This window comes from Oxalicibacterium sp. (genome assembly GCF_035565035.1).
GTDB lineage: Bacteria > Pseudomonadota > Gammaproteobacteria > Burkholderiales > Burkholderiaceae_D > Oxalicibacterium.
This window is the reverse complement of the sequence record NZ_DATMTD010000062.1, coordinates 1-15,378: the sequence shown is the minus strand read 5'-3', so window position 1 is coordinate 15,378 and position 15,378 is coordinate 1. Positions and strand designations below refer to the sequence as shown.

Here is a 15,378-nt window from a genome sequence, read left to right as displayed (position 1 = left end):
GCGGTTTTCTTCGGTTTTTCAGCGAGCGAAAATTCGCAACCTTTCCTGTGTACCGCGGTCACAAAAATTCCTCCCACCCTTGCGAAGGAATTGTCATGCGCGTTGATATCTACAGAAGGGCAGAGCAAGCCGGCCATTTTTCCTATCTGGCCGTACCGGAGGGAAAGATGATTCCAGAAGAAGTCGTCAATACGGATTGGGAATTATCGGATCGCTGCGTCGATGTGGATGACGGTGCCACGCACCTCGCGGATTTCGCAATCGATGCTCCGCTCGAACAGATCAGCGCGAAAGGTTATGCCATCACCAGCGTAAGGGAACTCGACAAACCCTGATTCGCCCCCTCGCGATCCACCGTCGCAACCATCCACTCCCCGATCCTGCAACACATGCGTACGTCGAATCATTACGCATGCGTTGCGCTTTGCTAACGGATTCCTGGAAGCGGTGCAAACGCAACGCTCTTTTGCAACACTCCCCTTACAATGGCGACTCATGCAAGGGAGCAACCATGCAATTCCGACATTTCAAGGGCGGCATTTACGATTTCGTCTGTGCCGCCAAACTCGAATCCGATCCGGAGACGACGATGATCGTCTACACCGCCGCCGACGGTTCCTACTGGACACGTCCGGAAAAAGTGTTTTTTGAAACGATCGAACACGACGGCAAGCGGGTGCAACGCTTCACGCCAATCGAATAATCCGGAGCAGCACGTGTACGCACTGATCATCGAAGACAATCCGGATATCGTCGCCAATCTGTACGGCTTTCTCGAGCCTCTCGGCTATACGCTGGATGTGGCAATCACCGGCTCGGCCGGCGTCACGCTCGCCACATCTGCACCGTATGACGTGATCGTGCTCGATCTGGAATTGCCGGGACTGGACGGCGTGGAAGTCTGCCGCCAGCTGCGCAAGGAACGGCGACTGGCAACACCCATCCTGATGCTGACCGCACGCGACACGGTCAAGGACAAACTGGTCGGCTTTGAAGTCGGTGCCGACGATTATCTGGTCAAGCCTTTTTCCCTGGTGGAGCTGGAAGCGCGACTGAAAGCGCTGGTACGTCGCGCCCGCAACGAGACTGTCGAACACATTCTCGAATTCGGCGAACTGCGTTTCGATCTCAGCCGCAGCGAAGTCACGCGTGCCGGTCGCAAGCTGACACTGACACCGACCGGCTACAAACTGCTGGAAGCGTTGATGCGCAAGGCGCCGGCCATCATCTCGCGCGATGCGCTGTTGCGCGAAATCTGGGGCGACGATCCGCCCGACAGCGACGCGCTGCGAACGCACATTCATGCACTGCGGCAGGCGATGGATCGACCGTTTGTCACGCCGATGTTGCGCACGCTGCCCGGCAACGGCTATCGACTGGTGAATGACGATGAAACGTAATCATTCTCTCGGCAAGCGGCTGACTGGCGCGTTCGTCCTGCTGACATTTTTGATGTGCGTCTTCTTCTCTGTGACCGGCAAGCTCGCCGTGGATATTTCGGAGAAGCAGCTGGTCAATGAACGCCTTGAAAAAGTCACGACGCAGCTGATCGACCAGTATCACCGTCATGAACTTCTTTCCACCGTCGAAGACAACTTCTACGTCAATGACGAAATTCCCGAACGCTTTCGTCACAAACGTCCCGGAGTGCATGAAGTGCATGTCGGCAGCAACGAATACACCGTGTGTATTCGCAAGATCGGCAACGATACGTTTGCCGTCATCGACGACACCAGTGATTTCGCCATCACCGAACACACCATCTTTACCGCGCTGGGTGTCGGGTTCATTGCCAGCCTGTTACTGTCCGCCGCACTCGGCATCTTTACTGCACGCCGCATCATCGGACCGCTGACTGCACTGGCCCGGTCGATCGAACGTGACGACCCGCCCTCCAAACTGCCTGCGCTCGAGTTACGCAACGAAATCGGCTCACTGGCACGTGCATTCGCCGGCCGCACGGAACAGCTGCAGCGATTTCTGGCGGATGAAAAACTTTTCACCGGCGATGTCAGCCACGAACTGCGCACGCCACTGACCATCATGCTGGGCGCGGCCGAACTGCTGGAAGTGCGTCTCGCGCAATCGCCGGAAGATCGCGAAGTTGCGACACGCATCCGTCGCGTCGCGGCAGAAGCATCGGAACGCGTTGGCGCATTACTGCTGTTGTCGCAATCGCCGGACATGCTGGGTGGCACGCAGGTTTCGCTGACGCATCTGGTCGAGCGCGAAGTCGAACGCTATCGACAGCTGTTCAGCGACAAGCCAATACAGATTCTGTTCGACGTCCCGCATGACGAAGTATGGGTGCACGCACGTGTCGAACTGGCAGGGATCGCCATCGGCAATCTGCTACGCAATGCATGCCAGTACACCGAGCAGGGCATCGTGCATGTGCAATTGACAGCACGCCAGTTAACGATCGAAGACAATGGCCCTGGCGTGCCGGAGAATGTCCGCGTACGCCTGTTCGAACGCTTCGTGCGCGGACATGACGCGCGGTATGCCGGCTCCGGACTCGGCCTTGCCATCGTCAAGCGCGTGGTCGATCACCTGGGCTGGCAAATTCATCACGAGACGCCGGAAAAAGGCGGCAGCCGCTTCGTCCTGCATTTCTCTGCCGATAGAAACACATCGCAAGCCTGATTCTTCGCAGCTCGCTTGATATGGAAATGACAAGCCTGCCAGCCTTAACGGCCCCTTAACGGCGCGCTGGATAGCGTACCGACTTCTCAATTAGAAGTCGGTGTTCACCTTGAAACCAACTCGCACTGTCGGCCCGGCCGACGCCACACTCGGCCGTTCCACAGCAGGACTGCTCGATCGCCTCCCTCCTGTCGGCACCGAACAGCTTGCCGTACTCGTCAGCCTGTTCTTTTCACTGACGTCCAACAATCTGTTCTTTTCCGCCGCGACCGCCGGACGCAACTGGTCGCATCCGGCGAGCTGGCTGTTCGCGGCCGCGATCTTCATCGGCATTACCGCCTTCCAGAGCGCTGCGCTGATGATATTGCTCAACCGCTGGAGTACCAGGCCGATCCTGACCGTGCTGCTGCTGGTTACTGCGGCGGCCACCTATTACATGAACAAGTACACGGTGTTCTTCAACAGCGATATGGTGAGAAACATCCTGCGCACCGATGTAAAGGAAGCCAGCGAACTGTTCTCTTTGAATTTCTGCCTGCATATGCTGGTATTCGGCATCGCACCGTCTGCACTGATCTGGCGACTGCAGTTGCGTAAAGTATCGTGGCGTCGTGCACTGACGGTACGCACGCTGTATATCGCAGGCGCATTGCTGCTGGCGATCGGTTCGATTCTGCTGGTGTTTCAGGATTTTTCCTCGATGATGCGCAACCAGAAAGAGATGCGCTATCTGATCACACCGAGCAATTATCTGATTTCGCTGGCACGTGTCGTCACTGCCGATACAGAGGCCGCCAACAAGCCGAAGATTCCGATCAGTGAAGATGCCAAACTCGGTGCAGCATGGTCGTCACGCAGCAAGCCGATGCTGTTCGTCCTGGTCGTCGGAGAAACGACGCGTGCCGCCAATTGGGGAATGGACGGTTATGAAAGACAGACGACACCGGAACTGAGCAATCTCGGCGTCTTCAATTTCAATCACATGACCTCGTGCGGCACCAATACCGAAGTTTCTGTGCCGTGCATGTTCTCGACCTATGGTCGCCGCAATTACGATGAAAAGGCGATCCGCAGTCATGAATCGCTGCTGCATATCATCAACCATGTCGGCATCAATACGGTCTGGCGCGACAACCAGTCCGGTTGCAAGGGTGTTTGCGACGGACTCGGCCAGGAATTCTTCGACAGCAGCAAGAATTCCGAACTGTGTGATGGCGAGCGCTGCCTCGATGAAATCATGCTGGACGGTATGGATGACGAAATTCACAAGACCAAGGGCGGCAATCTGTTCGTCGTGTTGCATCAACTGGGCAATCACGGTCCCGCCTACTACCGTCGTTATCCGGCGGCGATGAAAAAATTTACGCCGACCTGCGACACCGCAGACCTCAGCAAATGCTCGCAACAGCAGATCGTGAATACCTACGATAACGGCGTGTTGTATACCGATCACTTCCTGGCGAAGACGATTGATTATCTGAAGAAGCAGACAAAATACGATACCGCGATGTTGTACCTGTCCGACCACGGCGAATCGCTGGGTGAACATGGCATTTACCTGCACGGCATGCCCTATTCAATCGCACCGAAAGAGCAAACGCATGTACCGATGGTGATGTGGATGTCCCAGGGCTTTTCTGCCGATTTCGGCGTCAGTCGCGACTGTATGGAAAAGCATGTCAACGATTCGGTCAGTCAGGACAATTTGTTCCATTCGATCCTCGGCATGCTGCAGATCGAGTCGAAGCATTACGACAAGTCGATGGACATCACGGCGAGCTGCCGTGCATCGCATAAGGTATAGAAATGAAAAAGACATCTGTCTTGCGACAGATGTCTTTTTCGATGAAACGTCATGCTAGTCCTGCCCGGCTCTGCCTGTGGCACGCGTCAAAGTCGTTTTCGAGGCAGCGAGTTATCCGGGGCGTTATTCCACTCACCCTCCAGATCGGCGGGACTGTCGATGTCGTGATGAATTCCCTGATCGTCAACTTCGACTGCGGTCCATGGATTTGCGTGCAACAACGCGCGCGCGCCCTGATCGCCTTCCACCTGCAGTAATTGCGGCAGACGTTCACGACCAAAACCCACCGGGTTGCCGCGCCTGCCATTACGCACCGGCACCGCGATATCGGCCCCGTCCATCAACGCGTCGCGCAACGCAGCAATTGTGGTCGGTAGCACATACGGCATGTCGCCCAGTGCGATCACCCAGCCGGATGCGTCGACCGCTTGCCGCAGCGCGCAAGCCAGTGAAGCACCCATCCCGCGATCCGCATCTTCGCAAACGACGACCGTGCAACCCAGCGCACGCAATGACGCAGCAACGGCATTTTCCACACGCACCACTGCAATCACATCAGACAGTACCGCCAGCATTGTCCTGGCCGCGGCGACGGCCACCTTGTCGCCGTCCGGCAATGGCTGCTGCAACTTGTCCTGCACACCGGACGGATCGAAACGTGTCCCTCTTCCTGCTGCAAGCAGGACGCCGATGATCGGCAGCAAAATCGGTGAAGTCAAAATTGAATATCAGGAAATGTATTGAAATAACGCTCGCCCGGATCGGGCATTCTCAAACCAGCTTGCGTCCTGTCAGCCTTTGTAAAATGGCTAGGGGACTTTGCGTCGAATCATATTGATTTTCCGGTTGCAAATGCATGGTCTGTTCCATCATGTACTGTCCGGACATCGCGGCGTGCAGAGTGTGATCGGAGAAACAAACCCACACACTCCCTGCCGCGAAGGGCATCGTAAGTTGCGGCGCGTTTCTTTGATAATCCTCGTCAAGCTTCATGTTGTCATGGAGCTGCAGCATCAAATGATCGTATTCGGTCCGAAGTTTTTTCGTCTTGCGCAACAACTGCTGCATGCGTGCGTGAAAAGGCCGATATTTTTCCAGGCGCGGGAGAAATTTTCGCGCCATTTCTTCGAAAGGTTCGCCAACACGCCACACGCGTGGCACGCCTTCCTGATTGATGTTCGCGAACACGCGCAAAATACGTTCGCCATGATTCGGGCGGCCGGCGAATGCATCAACGTGCAGTCGCTTGTCGTCCGCACGCCAGGTTTGTATGCGCGTTTCGACCTGCTTCGGTCGATAACTGGTCGTCGCCATCCTTAATGAATCACGATAATGCGGCAGTAGCGAGTCGACCAGTTGTTGCGCGTCCGCGCGGAAGCGGCCCACCATTGCGGCTACTGCTGCCTGTACAGCCTCGTCACCGGCCACTCCCTTGAAACGGCCGCCTGTTTCCAGCGTGATGCTGCGCGAACCTTCGGCGTTGATATCCGGATTCAGAAAACGATGTTCGTCTTCCTTCAGGCGAAACGCCAGATGCGGAAAATACAGCACCTTGCCTTCTTCCAGCGCATCGATCCATGCCGGATCGACCGTTTCAAGCCGCCAGTCACGTGCGTCGATCGTCACGATGGGAGAAGGGAAATTTTCGGTGGCAGGCGATTCTGCCCGGCGATTAAGGACGGTGTCTGACATAAGAAGATTCCAGTGTTTCCAGCCAGTTCCGGCTGGGTGCCGATGCCCACAGGCCAGCCGGCACGGTCATTTTTTCAGATATTACTGCAAGCGGACGCGGGCTCACGCAAAAAGTGAAACAGGTACTTACAGACGTCCGCAAAGCCGCGCATATTCTTCTTCCAGCGTATTGTTCGGTAACGTGCTGTTGCCACGTCCGTACCAGTAACGTGCGTTGCCGAGATCGCCTTCGACGCGATGCAGATAGCCGTGGATCTGACAGGAGAGTTCGTCGCCGTGCATCTGCACCAGCGCGTGCGCCTCTTCCCAGTTTCCTTCCTTTGCCAGATCCAGCACTTTCCTGTGGTCACAAGCCATGTCGATTCCTTGTTGCATTCGGGTGTTTCGGCCTTCAACCGAAACGTTCCAGTTCAAAAAATTCCGCGTATTGCGCATTGACCGTCGCACCGTCCTTGCGGTTGATGGCCAGCACACGCTCGTCGAATCCGCTGCCGCGCGTATTCAGGTTGCGCTGATGCTGCGATTGATGCAGGCGCAGCAGTTCGGCCTTCCAGGCGGCATCGTCTTCGTTGAACGATGTAAACAGGTCGGTGCGCATCGTAACCGTTTTTGCATCTTTGTTCAGGACTGCCCATAAAGACCATTTTTCGGCGAGGGCAACCGCACGAAACAATGCGTAAGTACGTTGATGCGTGACATTGCTATCGTTCCCGTGCGGCATGAAGACGAGATCCGGTTTGCGCACGGCCAGGTAATCGCGGATGCGCGCATGGTTGGCGTCGTCCAATCGCGGATTGCCTTTTTCGTCGGCAGGCAAACGCAGGAAAGATAGACGGTCGAGCGGCAAACCGAAAAAGGTACAGCTCGCAGTCTGTTCGCCTTCGCGCAATGCCGCCTTCTGTTCTGGTGTGACAGCGCCGGCATGGCCATCTTCGACACCGCTGGCGCCGGTGGTCAATACCGCGAGATGAATCGCATCACCCCGCAGGTGAAAATGGCGCAGCGTCACACCGATTGCGTCGAAATCGTCCGGATGCGGCGCCAGCACGACGATCGTCAGCGGCCCTGGTAACGACAATGTGTTCAGATCGAGCGGGCGATCGTGCGGTATATCCAGTGGTGATTGCATCGCACGTTCCTTTCCTTGTTTCGGCTTGTTTTATACGGTCGCTATTTTCCACTCATTTCGGTGAAATCGTCCCGGCCTGCAATGCGGCAACCGTTTCCTTGTAGCCGCCGATCAATACGCCATCGACAAACACCTGTGGAAACGTCGGCCAGCCGCTCCACATTTTGATCGCCAGACGCGGTTTCCACAAAGACAGATAACTGCCGTATTCCAGATAACGGAAATCCGTGTTCGCTGCATTCAATGCCGCACGCGCTTTTTTCACGAAGGGATTCTGCGCCATGCCGACGACGACGATTCTGTTCGCCGCAATGGCAGCCGTCACTTCCTCAATGGTTTGGCGGTGATAGCCGGCAATGAAATTCTGCACGTCGGCTGTTTGATTTTCCTGCTTCAGTAAAGGGCGGCTCATGGTTTTCTCGCAATGGTTAATCAGTTTCGTTCGGGCGCGGCAGTTTTGCAATTTCATGATGTTCGTCGGCTTTCTCGTGGTCGATGCCGCGCATCTTGCGCATCGTGCGTTTCAGCCATTGCTCGAGATCGTCGATGTAAGTGAAAACTGCCGGCACCACCAGCAGGCTGAGCAGCGTCGATGTAATCAGTCCGCCGATCACGGTGATGGCCATCGGTGAACGGAAGCTCGGATCGGCACCCCAGCCCAGCGCAAGCGGCAACATGCCGGCACCCATTGCAATCGTCGTCATGATGATCGGCCGACTACGCTTGTGGCAGGCGTCGACCAGTGCGTCGAAACGATTCATGCCGGCCTGCCGCGCCAGAATTGCGTAGTCGACCAACAGAATCGAGTTCTTCGTGACGATCCCCATCAACATGATGAGGCCGATCATCGACGGCATCGACAACGCGCTTCCTGTTATCAGCAACGCGACAAATGCACCGCCGATCGACAACGGCAGCGCGGCAAGAATCGTGACCGGCTGCATGAAGTCCTTGAACAGCAATACCAGCACGCCGTAAATACACAACACGCCGATCGCCATCGCCAGGCCGAAGCTTTCGAACAGCAGCAGCATTTCCTGCGCATCGCCCAGTTCGGCAATCTTTACCGACGGCGGCAGATTGCGCATCGACGGCAAGGCGCGCGCTTCGGTATTCAATTCGCCGAGCGAACGTGAACCGAGTTCGACATCGAGCGTGACGTTGCGACTGCGGTTCAGGCGATCGATCTGCGCCGGTCCGCTTTCCATCGTGACCGAAGCGACCGTACCGAGCATCACCGGGCCGTTGCGTCCCGGCACCGTCAAGCGTTCGATTGCCGACAGGTCGGCGCGCACGGCGTCCGGAAGCTTGACGAGGATCGGCACCTGCCGTTCCGTCAAGTTCAGCTTGGGCAGGTTCTGGTCGTAATCGCCGGCTGTCGCAACGCGCACTGTTTCACCGATGCTGGCGGCGGTCACGCCGAGATCTGCGGCGCGCGCGACATCAGGACGCACGATGATTTCTGGACGCACCAGCGACGCACTGGAGGTGACGTTGCCGATACCGCGCAAGCCGCGCAATTCCGTCTCGACTCTTTTCGCTGCAGCCGACAAGGCGACCGGATCTTCACTGCGCAGCACGAGTTGCATCTTGACGCCGGTATCCGGCGGACCGACGGTGAAACGCGCGCCCGGAATGTTCGCGATGTTGGCGCGTATACCCGCATCGATATCGGTCATCGTCTCGTGCCGCTCATCACGGTGGGTAGTGGTCACTGTCAGCACGGCGCGTCGTGCTTCGGCCGATGCGCCCGGCGCGAAGGCATCGCCGCTGGAACCGCCGCCGATCGAGCTGAAGACGCTCGTGATGTTCTTGTCTTTCGAAATCGCGAGACGCACGCGCTCGGCAACGGCCGTCGTTTCCGCCAGCGTACTGCCGGGCGGCAGCTCGATATTGACCTGCGTCTGCCCTCGATCGGCCGGCGGTACGAAGCCCGTCGACAGCAAGCCTGTCAACAGGATGGACCCGATAAAGAACAGGCCCGATGCAATGGCTGTCGCCAGACGATGCCGCAGACACCATTTCATCGTTGCCATGTAGCGTTGCATTACCCAGCCATCTTTTTCCTCGCGATGCGTACTTGGCTTGAGCAGATAAGCAGCCATCATCGGCGTCAACAGACGCGCGACCACCAGCGATGCCAGAATCGCCAGTACCGCCGTCCAGCCGAACTGCTTGAAAAACAGCCCGGGAATGCCGGCCATGAACGCCGTCGGCAGGAACACGGAGACCAGTGCGAACGTGGTGGCGATGACGGCCATGCCGATTTCATCCGCCGCTTCCAGTGCAGCCTGCATCGGCGTCTTGCCCATGCGCAGGTGGCGTTCGATGTTTTCGATTTCGACAATCGCATCGTCGACCAGCACGCCGACCACCAGCGCAAGCGACAGCAACGTCACCGTGTTCAGCGTGTAACCGAAGTAACTGAGGCCGAGGAAGGTCGGGATCACCGATAAAGGTAGCGCCGCAGCAGCAACCAGCGTGGCGCGCCAGTTGCGCAGGAACCACCACACCACCAGCACGGCGAGAATCGCACCTTCGTACAGCAGTTCCATCGAGCCGTCAAAATTTTCCTCGACCGGTTTTGCATTGTCGATCGCCTGCTTGAAGATGACATTGCTGTGTGCCGCCTGCAGTTCTTCCACCGCCTTGCGTGCACCGTCTGCGACTTCGGTTTCGCTGGCGCCCTTGGTACGGAATATTTCAAAACCAACGACGGTCTTGCCATCCTGCGATGCTGTCGAGCGACGCTCTGCGATAGTGTCGGTCACCGTCGCGACCTGGTCGAGCCGGATATGTCGGCCATCGGCCAACGGAATATCCAGCAAGGCCAGTTCAGGTGCGGTCTGTACCGTGGCGATTGTGCGCACCGCCTGCTCGGCACCGCTGACATCACCGCGGCCGCCCGGCGCTTCCTGCTGCACCATGCGCAGGCGACGCGAGACATCAACGGCGGCAACGTTGAGCGCAGCCATCTTGGCGTTATCGAGTTCGATGCGGACTTCACGATCGACGCCGCCGACACGCTTGAACGAACCGATACCCGGCACGCTGAGCAACCGCTTGGCCACCGTGTTGTCGACGAACCAGCTCATTTCCTGCTCATCGAGATTGCTGCCGGGCGCGGCAGTCGCAGTGAACGTCAGCACGACACGACCGGCAGTCGATACCTTGGTGACTGCCGGATCGCGCAAATCGGCAGGCAGATCGGCGCGAATCAGCGAAACGGCATCGCGCACTTCATTGACGGCGTCCGACAGGTTTTTTTCGAGAACGAACTCGACCGTAACCGTGACGGCACCATCGAGTACTTTCGTATAGATGTTCTTGATGCCCTGCAATGTGGCGATCGAATCTTCCAGCTTGCGCGCGACTTCGGTTTCAAGCTGCGCCGGCGCAGTACCCGGGAGCGATGCGGTTACCGTGACGATCGGCAGTTCGATATCGGGAAAATCCTGTATCGCGTTTGATTTGAACGCCAGAAGGCCTGCCAGCCCCAACAGGATGAACAGCATGATGGCCGGAATCGGATTCCGGATCGAGAGCGCGGAGAAGTTCACTTTTTCTCCTGTGCCGATGTTGCGGCAGATTCTGCCGGCTGCCTGATTGCAGGTTTGGCCGGTGTTGCCGGTACGGCAGGCGTGACCGGTGCCGCAGCCGGCGTGGCAACAGGTGGCTCTGCCGATACGACGTTGACGAAATCGCCGTCGTTCAGGAAGCCCGCACCGCTGGCTGCGAGTTCCATATCGGGTGTAATGCCGGAGACAACTTCGATGCGATCGGCGAGCCGGCGACCGGGTTGTATCTTGACTTGCGTGACACGCTTGTCGGGATTCAGGCGGAAGACATAACTGAAGCCGTCGCGAATCACCACGCATTGTTGCGGCACGGTGATCGCGGCTGAGGTGCCAAGTTCGAATGCACCGTTGGCGAACATGCCTGCGCGCACCGGTGCAACGCCTGCCTTGTCATTTTTCAGCAGGTCGACGTACACCAGCGCCGCGCGATTCTCCGTATCGACGGTGGGTGCAATCATGCGCACCTTGCCCTTCACTTCGGTGCCGTTGGCGGCAACGATTGTCGCCATCGTCCCCGGCGCAAGACGGCCGAGTTCCTCCGACGTCACTTCGGCGCGCCATTCCAGGCGTCCCTGGCGAATCATGCGGAACAGTTCCGTACCGGCACCGACGACCGCGCCGACCGTTGCACTGCGCGACGAGATGACGCCGTCATCGGGCGCCAGCACTTGTGTCTGTGCAAGGCGGACTTCCTGCACCTGCAGTGTGGCTTTCGCTGCTTCCGCTTTTGCCTTGGCGGTCTGTTCCGTCGTCAGATACTGGTTGATCTGTTGCGTGCTCAACGCGCCGGTGCTTTGCAGCGTACGTGCGCGCTCGGCATTGTTTCGCGCATCCGCTGCATTGGCTTCAGCTTCCATCAGCGCAGCCCGCGCTTGTGCAACGTCCGCTCTGGTGGTGGCGACAGAGAATGTCGCCAGCACCTGACCGCGCCGCACGGTGTCGCCGACGTTGACCCGCACTTCGGTCAGTTGCAGACCGTTCGATTCGCTGCCGATGATCGCCTCCTGCCACGCCGTGATCGTGCCGTTGGCAGTCAGCTTGATCGGCAGTTTTTCCTGCGACGGCCTGGCGCTGGTAATGGTCAGTGCCGGTTTGGGCGCAGTGACCTCCTTCACCTTGCCGGATTTTCCGGAAACAACAAGGACGGCTACGATCGCCAGGACCACAATGACAACTGCCGCAATGATGGTATTTTTTTTGTTCAAGCGTTTCATAGATAAGTCACTTGGATTCTGAATTTTGTTGGGCAGCAGGAGAAAGCGAGGAGGCCATGCGTTCTGCATCCGGATTGCGCCAGCCGCCACCGGCCGCGCGGTACAGCGCGATCCATGCGGCCATGCGTTCACGCTCGAGCGACACCGCATTCAGTTCGGAGGCCAGTCGCAGGCGGCGTGCGTCTTCCAGATCGAGCAGGCTTGCAAGGCCATTGCGATACAGGCTTTCGGTTCCTTCGAACGAGGCGCGATATCCTTCGACCGCGACACGTGCGTCGTCGCTGCGCGATGCCGTGCTTTGCAGATTGACCAGCGCTTCTTCCACTTCGCGTACGGCTTGCCGCACCTTGCCGCGATAGGCGACGACGGCGGACTCGTAACGCGCCTGTGCCGCGTCGACGTTGGCCGCGCGTTCGCCGCCATCGAAAATCGGCAGCGACAGGGCGATCGGTCCGACCGACCATGTACGCAAATCCGTCGACGTTCCGGCTGCGTGATAGCGCGCCACACCGATCGAACCGCTCAAACTCAGGCGTGGATATCGTGCGGCTTGCGCACTGCCGACTTCGGCGCTGGCGGCCGCGACTTCGCGTTCAGCGATGAAAACGTCCGGGCGTTGCAGCAACGTCTGCGCCGGCAGGCTGTCGATGGCGATCGGTGCTGTCGGCGATTGTGTCGATGTCGCCATCTTCGTACGCAGCGTCGGCTCGTCGATTCCGGTCAATGCAACCAGCGCCTTCACATCGAGATCGCAAGAGGTACGCTGCTGCGTGACACGACCGCTGGCTTCCGCCGCGCTGGCACGCGCCAGTGCCGCCGTTGCCGGCGCCTGGAACCCGGCTTTCGCACTCAGGTCGGACAAACGCGACGTCTCTGCACGTGAATCGGCGTCCGATTGCGATACGGCCAGCAGCTTGTTGCAGGTGCGCAGACTGTAATAGCGGTTCGCCACCTCGGCAGCAACCGATACGCGCGCGTCATGCCAGCCGGCCTGTGCGCCCTGCAGGCGTGACAACGCGGCACGGCTGGATGCGCGATTGCCACCGAACAGATCAACTTCCCACGATGGCTGCAATTGCGCCTGCGTGATCGTGCTTAACGGCAGCGGCTCCTGCGTGTTGGAACGACTGGATGTCAGCGATGCGTCCAGTTTCGGCAGCAAGGCCGCGTCTGCCGAAACACTGCTTGCACGCGACTGCGCGATGCGTGACAACGCATCGGCCACGGTCGGACTGACCGCTTGCGCTGTGTCGATCAGCTCAACCAGTAACGGATCGTTCTGTTGTTGCCACCATTGCGACAAGTCGGTCAATGTACCGTGATGCGGCAGGTCTGACGCATTGTCGAGCGCAGTGGATTTGGCAGGAAGCGGCGCCTGCCAGCCGGAAGGCGTTGCGGCTTCAACCCTGTCCGGCGGCGGAGTCAGGGCACAACCGGCGAGCCAGAGCGGCGCGGCGAACAGCGCACCGTGCAGCAAAGTCAGAGGGGGCGTCTTCATGCGTTCTTCTTCCCGTTTTTATTATTTTTTTCGACATCGGCCCTGCGCTTTTTTTCCGCAGAGGCCATCGCTTCCGCGTAATCGGCCATGCGTTCGCTCCATCGATCGAGTTCGCTTGCCGAACTGATCAACTTCGGGCGAATCGCTTGGATCACATCGCGCGAGGTAAACATCTGAATCGCCAGCCCGGCGATGGAAAAAGCGAGGCGATGAATCTCGTCATCCGCTTTCGACAGATGCATGTGGCGCATCAATGCGTTGACCAACGCTTCATGCGCGGGCTTGATGTTGTTGTCGATCTCTTCCATCCACAATCCGGTCGGCTCGATCATCTCGCGGAAATGCAGGCGAATGCATAGCTGAATCAGATCGGTCTGCTTGAGCGGTTCGAAGAATCCTTCAAAGAATCGTTCGATCGATTGACGCAAGGTCAATCCTTCCTCGTCGATCGGCAACTGCATGCCGCAATGTTCGCTTAGCGGTTCGGTGAATACTGCGCGATACAGACCGGCCTTGTCGCCGAAGTAGTACTTGATTGCAGCCAGGTTGACGCCGGCTTCGCTGGCGATGTCGCGTGTCGATGTCCGGGCAAATCCTTTTTCGACGAACAGGTGCAGCGCGACGTCGATCAGCCGCGCGCGCGCTTCGGCGCCGTCTGCACGCTGTTTTCGTGCGTCGCCGTCGGCCTGCCGTGTCGGATTCGCCGGCGATGCTTTGCCGGCGGATTTTTTGATGATGTTTTTCATGATCGCTATTAGAACACATAAATCAAACGTTTGATTTAATTAAATCATTTGATTTATCGCCATTCGTTTCCTGCCTCCATGAGCAAGGAACGACGCCAGTTCAGACTTGAATAAAAGACACGAGGCGAATTATTTCCGGACAGGAATTGATTCGCCTGAAATGAAGATTTGCGATCCTGTCATGACGATCAGGACGAATGACTCTTAGCGCTGCGCCGCCTGATCGAGCAATGCCGCGTATTCCTCAATGCCGAACGGCTTCATCAACCAGCCGACATCGGAGGGGACATCGTTGCTGCGAGCGTAGCCGCTGGCCACCGTGATCTCCAGCGGGCGCAACGCCCGTACCTGACGTGCCAGCTCGAGACCCGAAATCCCGGGCAGGCCGATATCGGTAATCATCAGATCGAAGGCCTGGTCCCCCTTCAGCATGGACAATGCGTTTTCAGCGGAGGTGCAGCCGTGCGCATCGTGACCGAGCAGACCGGTCATTTCCACCAGGCCTTCCAGTGCATCGACATTGTCTTCCACGAGCAGGACGCGTAGTCGCCGGCCTGTTTTTCCTGTTTCATCGCTTTGCATAATTTTCGCCGCGTGGCTGCGCTCCTCGACCGTACGATTTTTATAGTTCGTTGTTCGTTCGTGCGAACGTCCGCAGTATAGCGGACGCTCCTGTCACTCCTGCTACGGCCGCACCGGAAACCGGCGTTCTGCTTTCGTATTGTGTTTGCAGCCTGCGACGCTCAAACCGTCTCGTCCGGAATAACCGGCAAAAAGGTCATCATGAAGATCGCCAGCGAAAGAATGCCCAGCAATACCGCCGCGAAGTCAGGCACCATCGCAAACCACGCAATGCCTCCAAGCATGCCGAAAATCGAAATCAGTTTAAAAATATGCATCATCGTCTGCTCCAGAATGAGTCCGGTCTCGCGGAAACGCGGTGGACCGGGATGGCCCTTGTTTGTTAATTATTGTTAAAAATCATTTGCAGGCTGGTAATGTATCCAAACGGATAGGCGAACCCAATAGGACTTCTCCGCGACCATTTGTAGGACAATTCTCACTGTTGTT

General features: G+C 57.8%; 16 protein-coding genes. 5 read left to right on the top strand and 11 right to left on the bottom strand.

The genetic code is table 11. The features are described 5' to 3' along the window. The first annotated feature begins 95 nt into the window (after positions 1-95). From VN114_RS05650 to VN114_RS05630, 5 genes are all read left to right on the top strand, one after another. Positions 96-335, top strand: a complete 240-nt coding sequence (locus VN114_RS05650; RefSeq protein ID WP_325512855.1) for a DUF6139 family protein — start codon at positions 96-98, stop codon at positions 333-335. Between the two features lie 176 nt (positions 336-511). Further along, complete coding sequence (locus tag VN114_RS05645) at positions 512-703, top strand: DUF1653 domain-containing protein (RefSeq protein WP_325512853.1); 192 nt, start codon at positions 512-514, stop codon at positions 701-703. Between the two features lie 13 nt (positions 704-716). After that, positions 717-1,400 carry a response regulator transcription factor gene (locus VN114_RS05640; protein ID WP_325512851.1) on the top strand — a complete coding sequence of 228 codons (684 nt, stop codon included), beginning with the start codon at positions 717-719 and terminating at the stop codon, positions 1,398-1,400. Continuing rightward, positions 1,390-2,646: a HAMP domain-containing sensor histidine kinase gene (locus tag VN114_RS05635; protein WP_325512849.1), complete on the top strand. Its 1,257-nt coding sequence runs from the start codon at positions 1,390-1,392 to the stop codon at positions 2,644-2,646. The genes VN114_RS05640 and VN114_RS05635 overlap by 11 nt, the downstream gene beginning before the upstream one ends. A 100-nt stretch (positions 2,647-2,746) precedes the next feature. Continuing rightward, positions 2,747-4,450 carry a phosphoethanolamine transferase gene (locus VN114_RS05630; protein ID WP_414694196.1) on the top strand — a complete coding sequence of 568 codons (1,704 nt, stop codon included), beginning with the start codon at positions 2,747-2,749 and terminating at the stop codon, positions 4,448-4,450. An 86-nt stretch (positions 4,451-4,536) separates the two neighbouring features. On the opposite strand, the gene VN114_RS05625 is transcribed toward VN114_RS05630, so the two are convergent. The 11 genes from VN114_RS05625 to VN114_RS05575 form a co-directional block, all read right to left on the bottom strand. Further along, positions 4,537-5,169 (bottom strand): nucleotidyltransferase family protein, encoded by a 633-nt coding sequence (locus VN114_RS05625; RefSeq protein WP_325512845.1) that lies wholly within the window; start codon positions 5,167-5,169, stop codon positions 4,537-4,539. A gap of 52 nt (positions 5,170-5,221) precedes the next feature. After that, positions 5,222-6,142 carry a Kdo hydroxylase family protein gene (locus tag VN114_RS05620; protein WP_325512843.1) on the bottom strand — a complete coding sequence of 307 codons (921 nt, stop codon included), beginning with the start codon at positions 6,140-6,142 and terminating at the stop codon, positions 5,222-5,224. Between the two features lie 126 nt (positions 6,143-6,268). Further along, on the bottom strand, positions 6,269-6,499 hold the full coding sequence (locus VN114_RS05615) for a hypothetical protein (protein ID WP_325512841.1): 231 nt from the start codon (positions 6,497-6,499) through the stop codon (positions 6,269-6,271). A gap of 34 nt (positions 6,500-6,533) precedes the next feature. Further along, a complete protein-coding gene (locus VN114_RS05610) occupies positions 6,534-7,271 on the bottom strand; it encodes a PIG-L deacetylase family protein (RefSeq protein WP_325512839.1) in 738 nt (245 codons plus the stop codon). A 52-nt stretch (positions 7,272-7,323) separates the two neighbouring features. Continuing rightward, positions 7,324-7,683, bottom strand: a complete 360-nt coding sequence (locus VN114_RS05605; protein WP_325512837.1) for a glutaredoxin domain-containing protein — start codon at positions 7,681-7,683, stop codon at positions 7,324-7,326. A gap of 16 nt (positions 7,684-7,699) precedes the next feature. Next, the gene (locus VN114_RS05600) at positions 7,700-10,831 is read right to left on the bottom strand and encodes an efflux RND transporter permease subunit (RefSeq protein ID WP_325512835.1); all 3,132 of its coding nucleotides are present in this window, start codon (positions 10,829-10,831) and stop codon (positions 7,700-7,702) included. Next, positions 10,828-12,063, bottom strand: a complete 1,236-nt coding sequence (locus tag VN114_RS05595) for an efflux RND transporter periplasmic adaptor subunit (protein WP_325512833.1) — start codon at positions 12,061-12,063, stop codon at positions 10,828-10,830. Before VN114_RS05595 ends, VN114_RS05600 begins: the two co-directional genes overlap by 4 nt. Before the next feature lie 7 nt (positions 12,064-12,070). Beyond that, positions 12,071-13,561, bottom strand: coding sequence for an efflux transporter outer membrane subunit (locus VN114_RS05590; RefSeq protein ID WP_325512831.1), 1,491 nt, complete (start codon positions 13,559-13,561; stop codon positions 12,071-12,073). Further along, a complete protein-coding gene (locus VN114_RS05585) occupies positions 13,558-14,307 on the bottom strand; it encodes a CerR family C-terminal domain-containing protein (protein WP_325512830.1) in 750 nt (249 codons plus the stop codon). Before VN114_RS05585 ends, VN114_RS05590 begins: the two co-directional genes overlap by 4 nt. A gap of 204 nt (positions 14,308-14,511) precedes the next feature. Then, a complete protein-coding gene (locus VN114_RS05580) occupies positions 14,512-14,889 on the bottom strand; it encodes a response regulator (RefSeq protein ID WP_325512828.1) in 378 nt (125 codons plus the stop codon). A gap of 161 nt (positions 14,890-15,050) precedes the next feature. Beyond that, positions 15,051-15,209, bottom strand: a complete 159-nt coding sequence (locus tag VN114_RS05575; protein WP_325512826.1) for a hypothetical protein — start codon at positions 15,207-15,209, stop codon at positions 15,051-15,053. Positions 15,210-15,378 lie beyond the last annotated feature (169 nt).

Bases quoted from the DNA above. Each gene is read 5' to 3' on its own strand.
- VN114_RS05650 (WP_325512855.1), top strand. From the start codon at position 96: ATGCGCGTTGATATCTACAGAAGGGCAGAGCAAGCCGGCCATTTTTCC.
- VN114_RS05645 (WP_325512853.1), top strand. From the start codon at position 512: ATGCAATTCCGACATTTCAAGGGCGGCATTTACGATTTCGTCTGTGCC.
- VN114_RS05635 (WP_325512849.1), top strand. From the start codon at position 1,390: ATGAAACGTAATCATTCTCTCGGCAAGCGGCTGACTGGCGCGTTCGTC.
- VN114_RS05620 (WP_325512843.1), bottom strand. From the start codon at position 6,142: ATGTCAGACACCGTCCTTAATCGCCGGGCAGAATCGCCTGCCACCGAA.
- VN114_RS05615 (WP_325512841.1), bottom strand. From the start codon at position 6,499: ATGGCTTGTGACCACAGGAAAGTGCTGGATCTGGCAAAGGAAGGAAAC.
- VN114_RS05610 (WP_325512839.1), bottom strand. From the start codon at position 7,271: ATGCAATCACCACTGGATATACCGCACGATCGCCCGCTCGATCTGAAC.
- VN114_RS05605 (WP_325512837.1), bottom strand. From the start codon at position 7,683: ATGAGCCGCCCTTTACTGAAGCAGGAAAATCAAACAGCCGACGTGCAG.
- VN114_RS05595 (WP_325512833.1), bottom strand. From the start codon at position 12,063: ATGAAACGCTTGAACAAAAAAAATACCATCATTGCGGCAGTTGTCATT.
- VN114_RS05590 (WP_325512831.1), bottom strand. From the start codon at position 13,561: ATGAAGACGCCCCCTCTGACTTTGCTGCACGGTGCGCTGTTCGCCGCG.
- VN114_RS05585 (WP_325512830.1), bottom strand. From the start codon at position 14,307: ATGAAAAACATCATCAAAAAATCCGCCGGCAAAGCATCGCCGGCGAAT.
- VN114_RS05580 (WP_325512828.1), bottom strand. From the start codon at position 14,889: ATGCAAAGCGATGAAACAGGAAAAACAGGCCGGCGACTACGCGTCCTG.
- VN114_RS05575 (WP_325512826.1), bottom strand. From the start codon at position 15,209: ATGATGCATATTTTTAAACTGATTTCGATTTTCGGCATGCTTGGAGGC.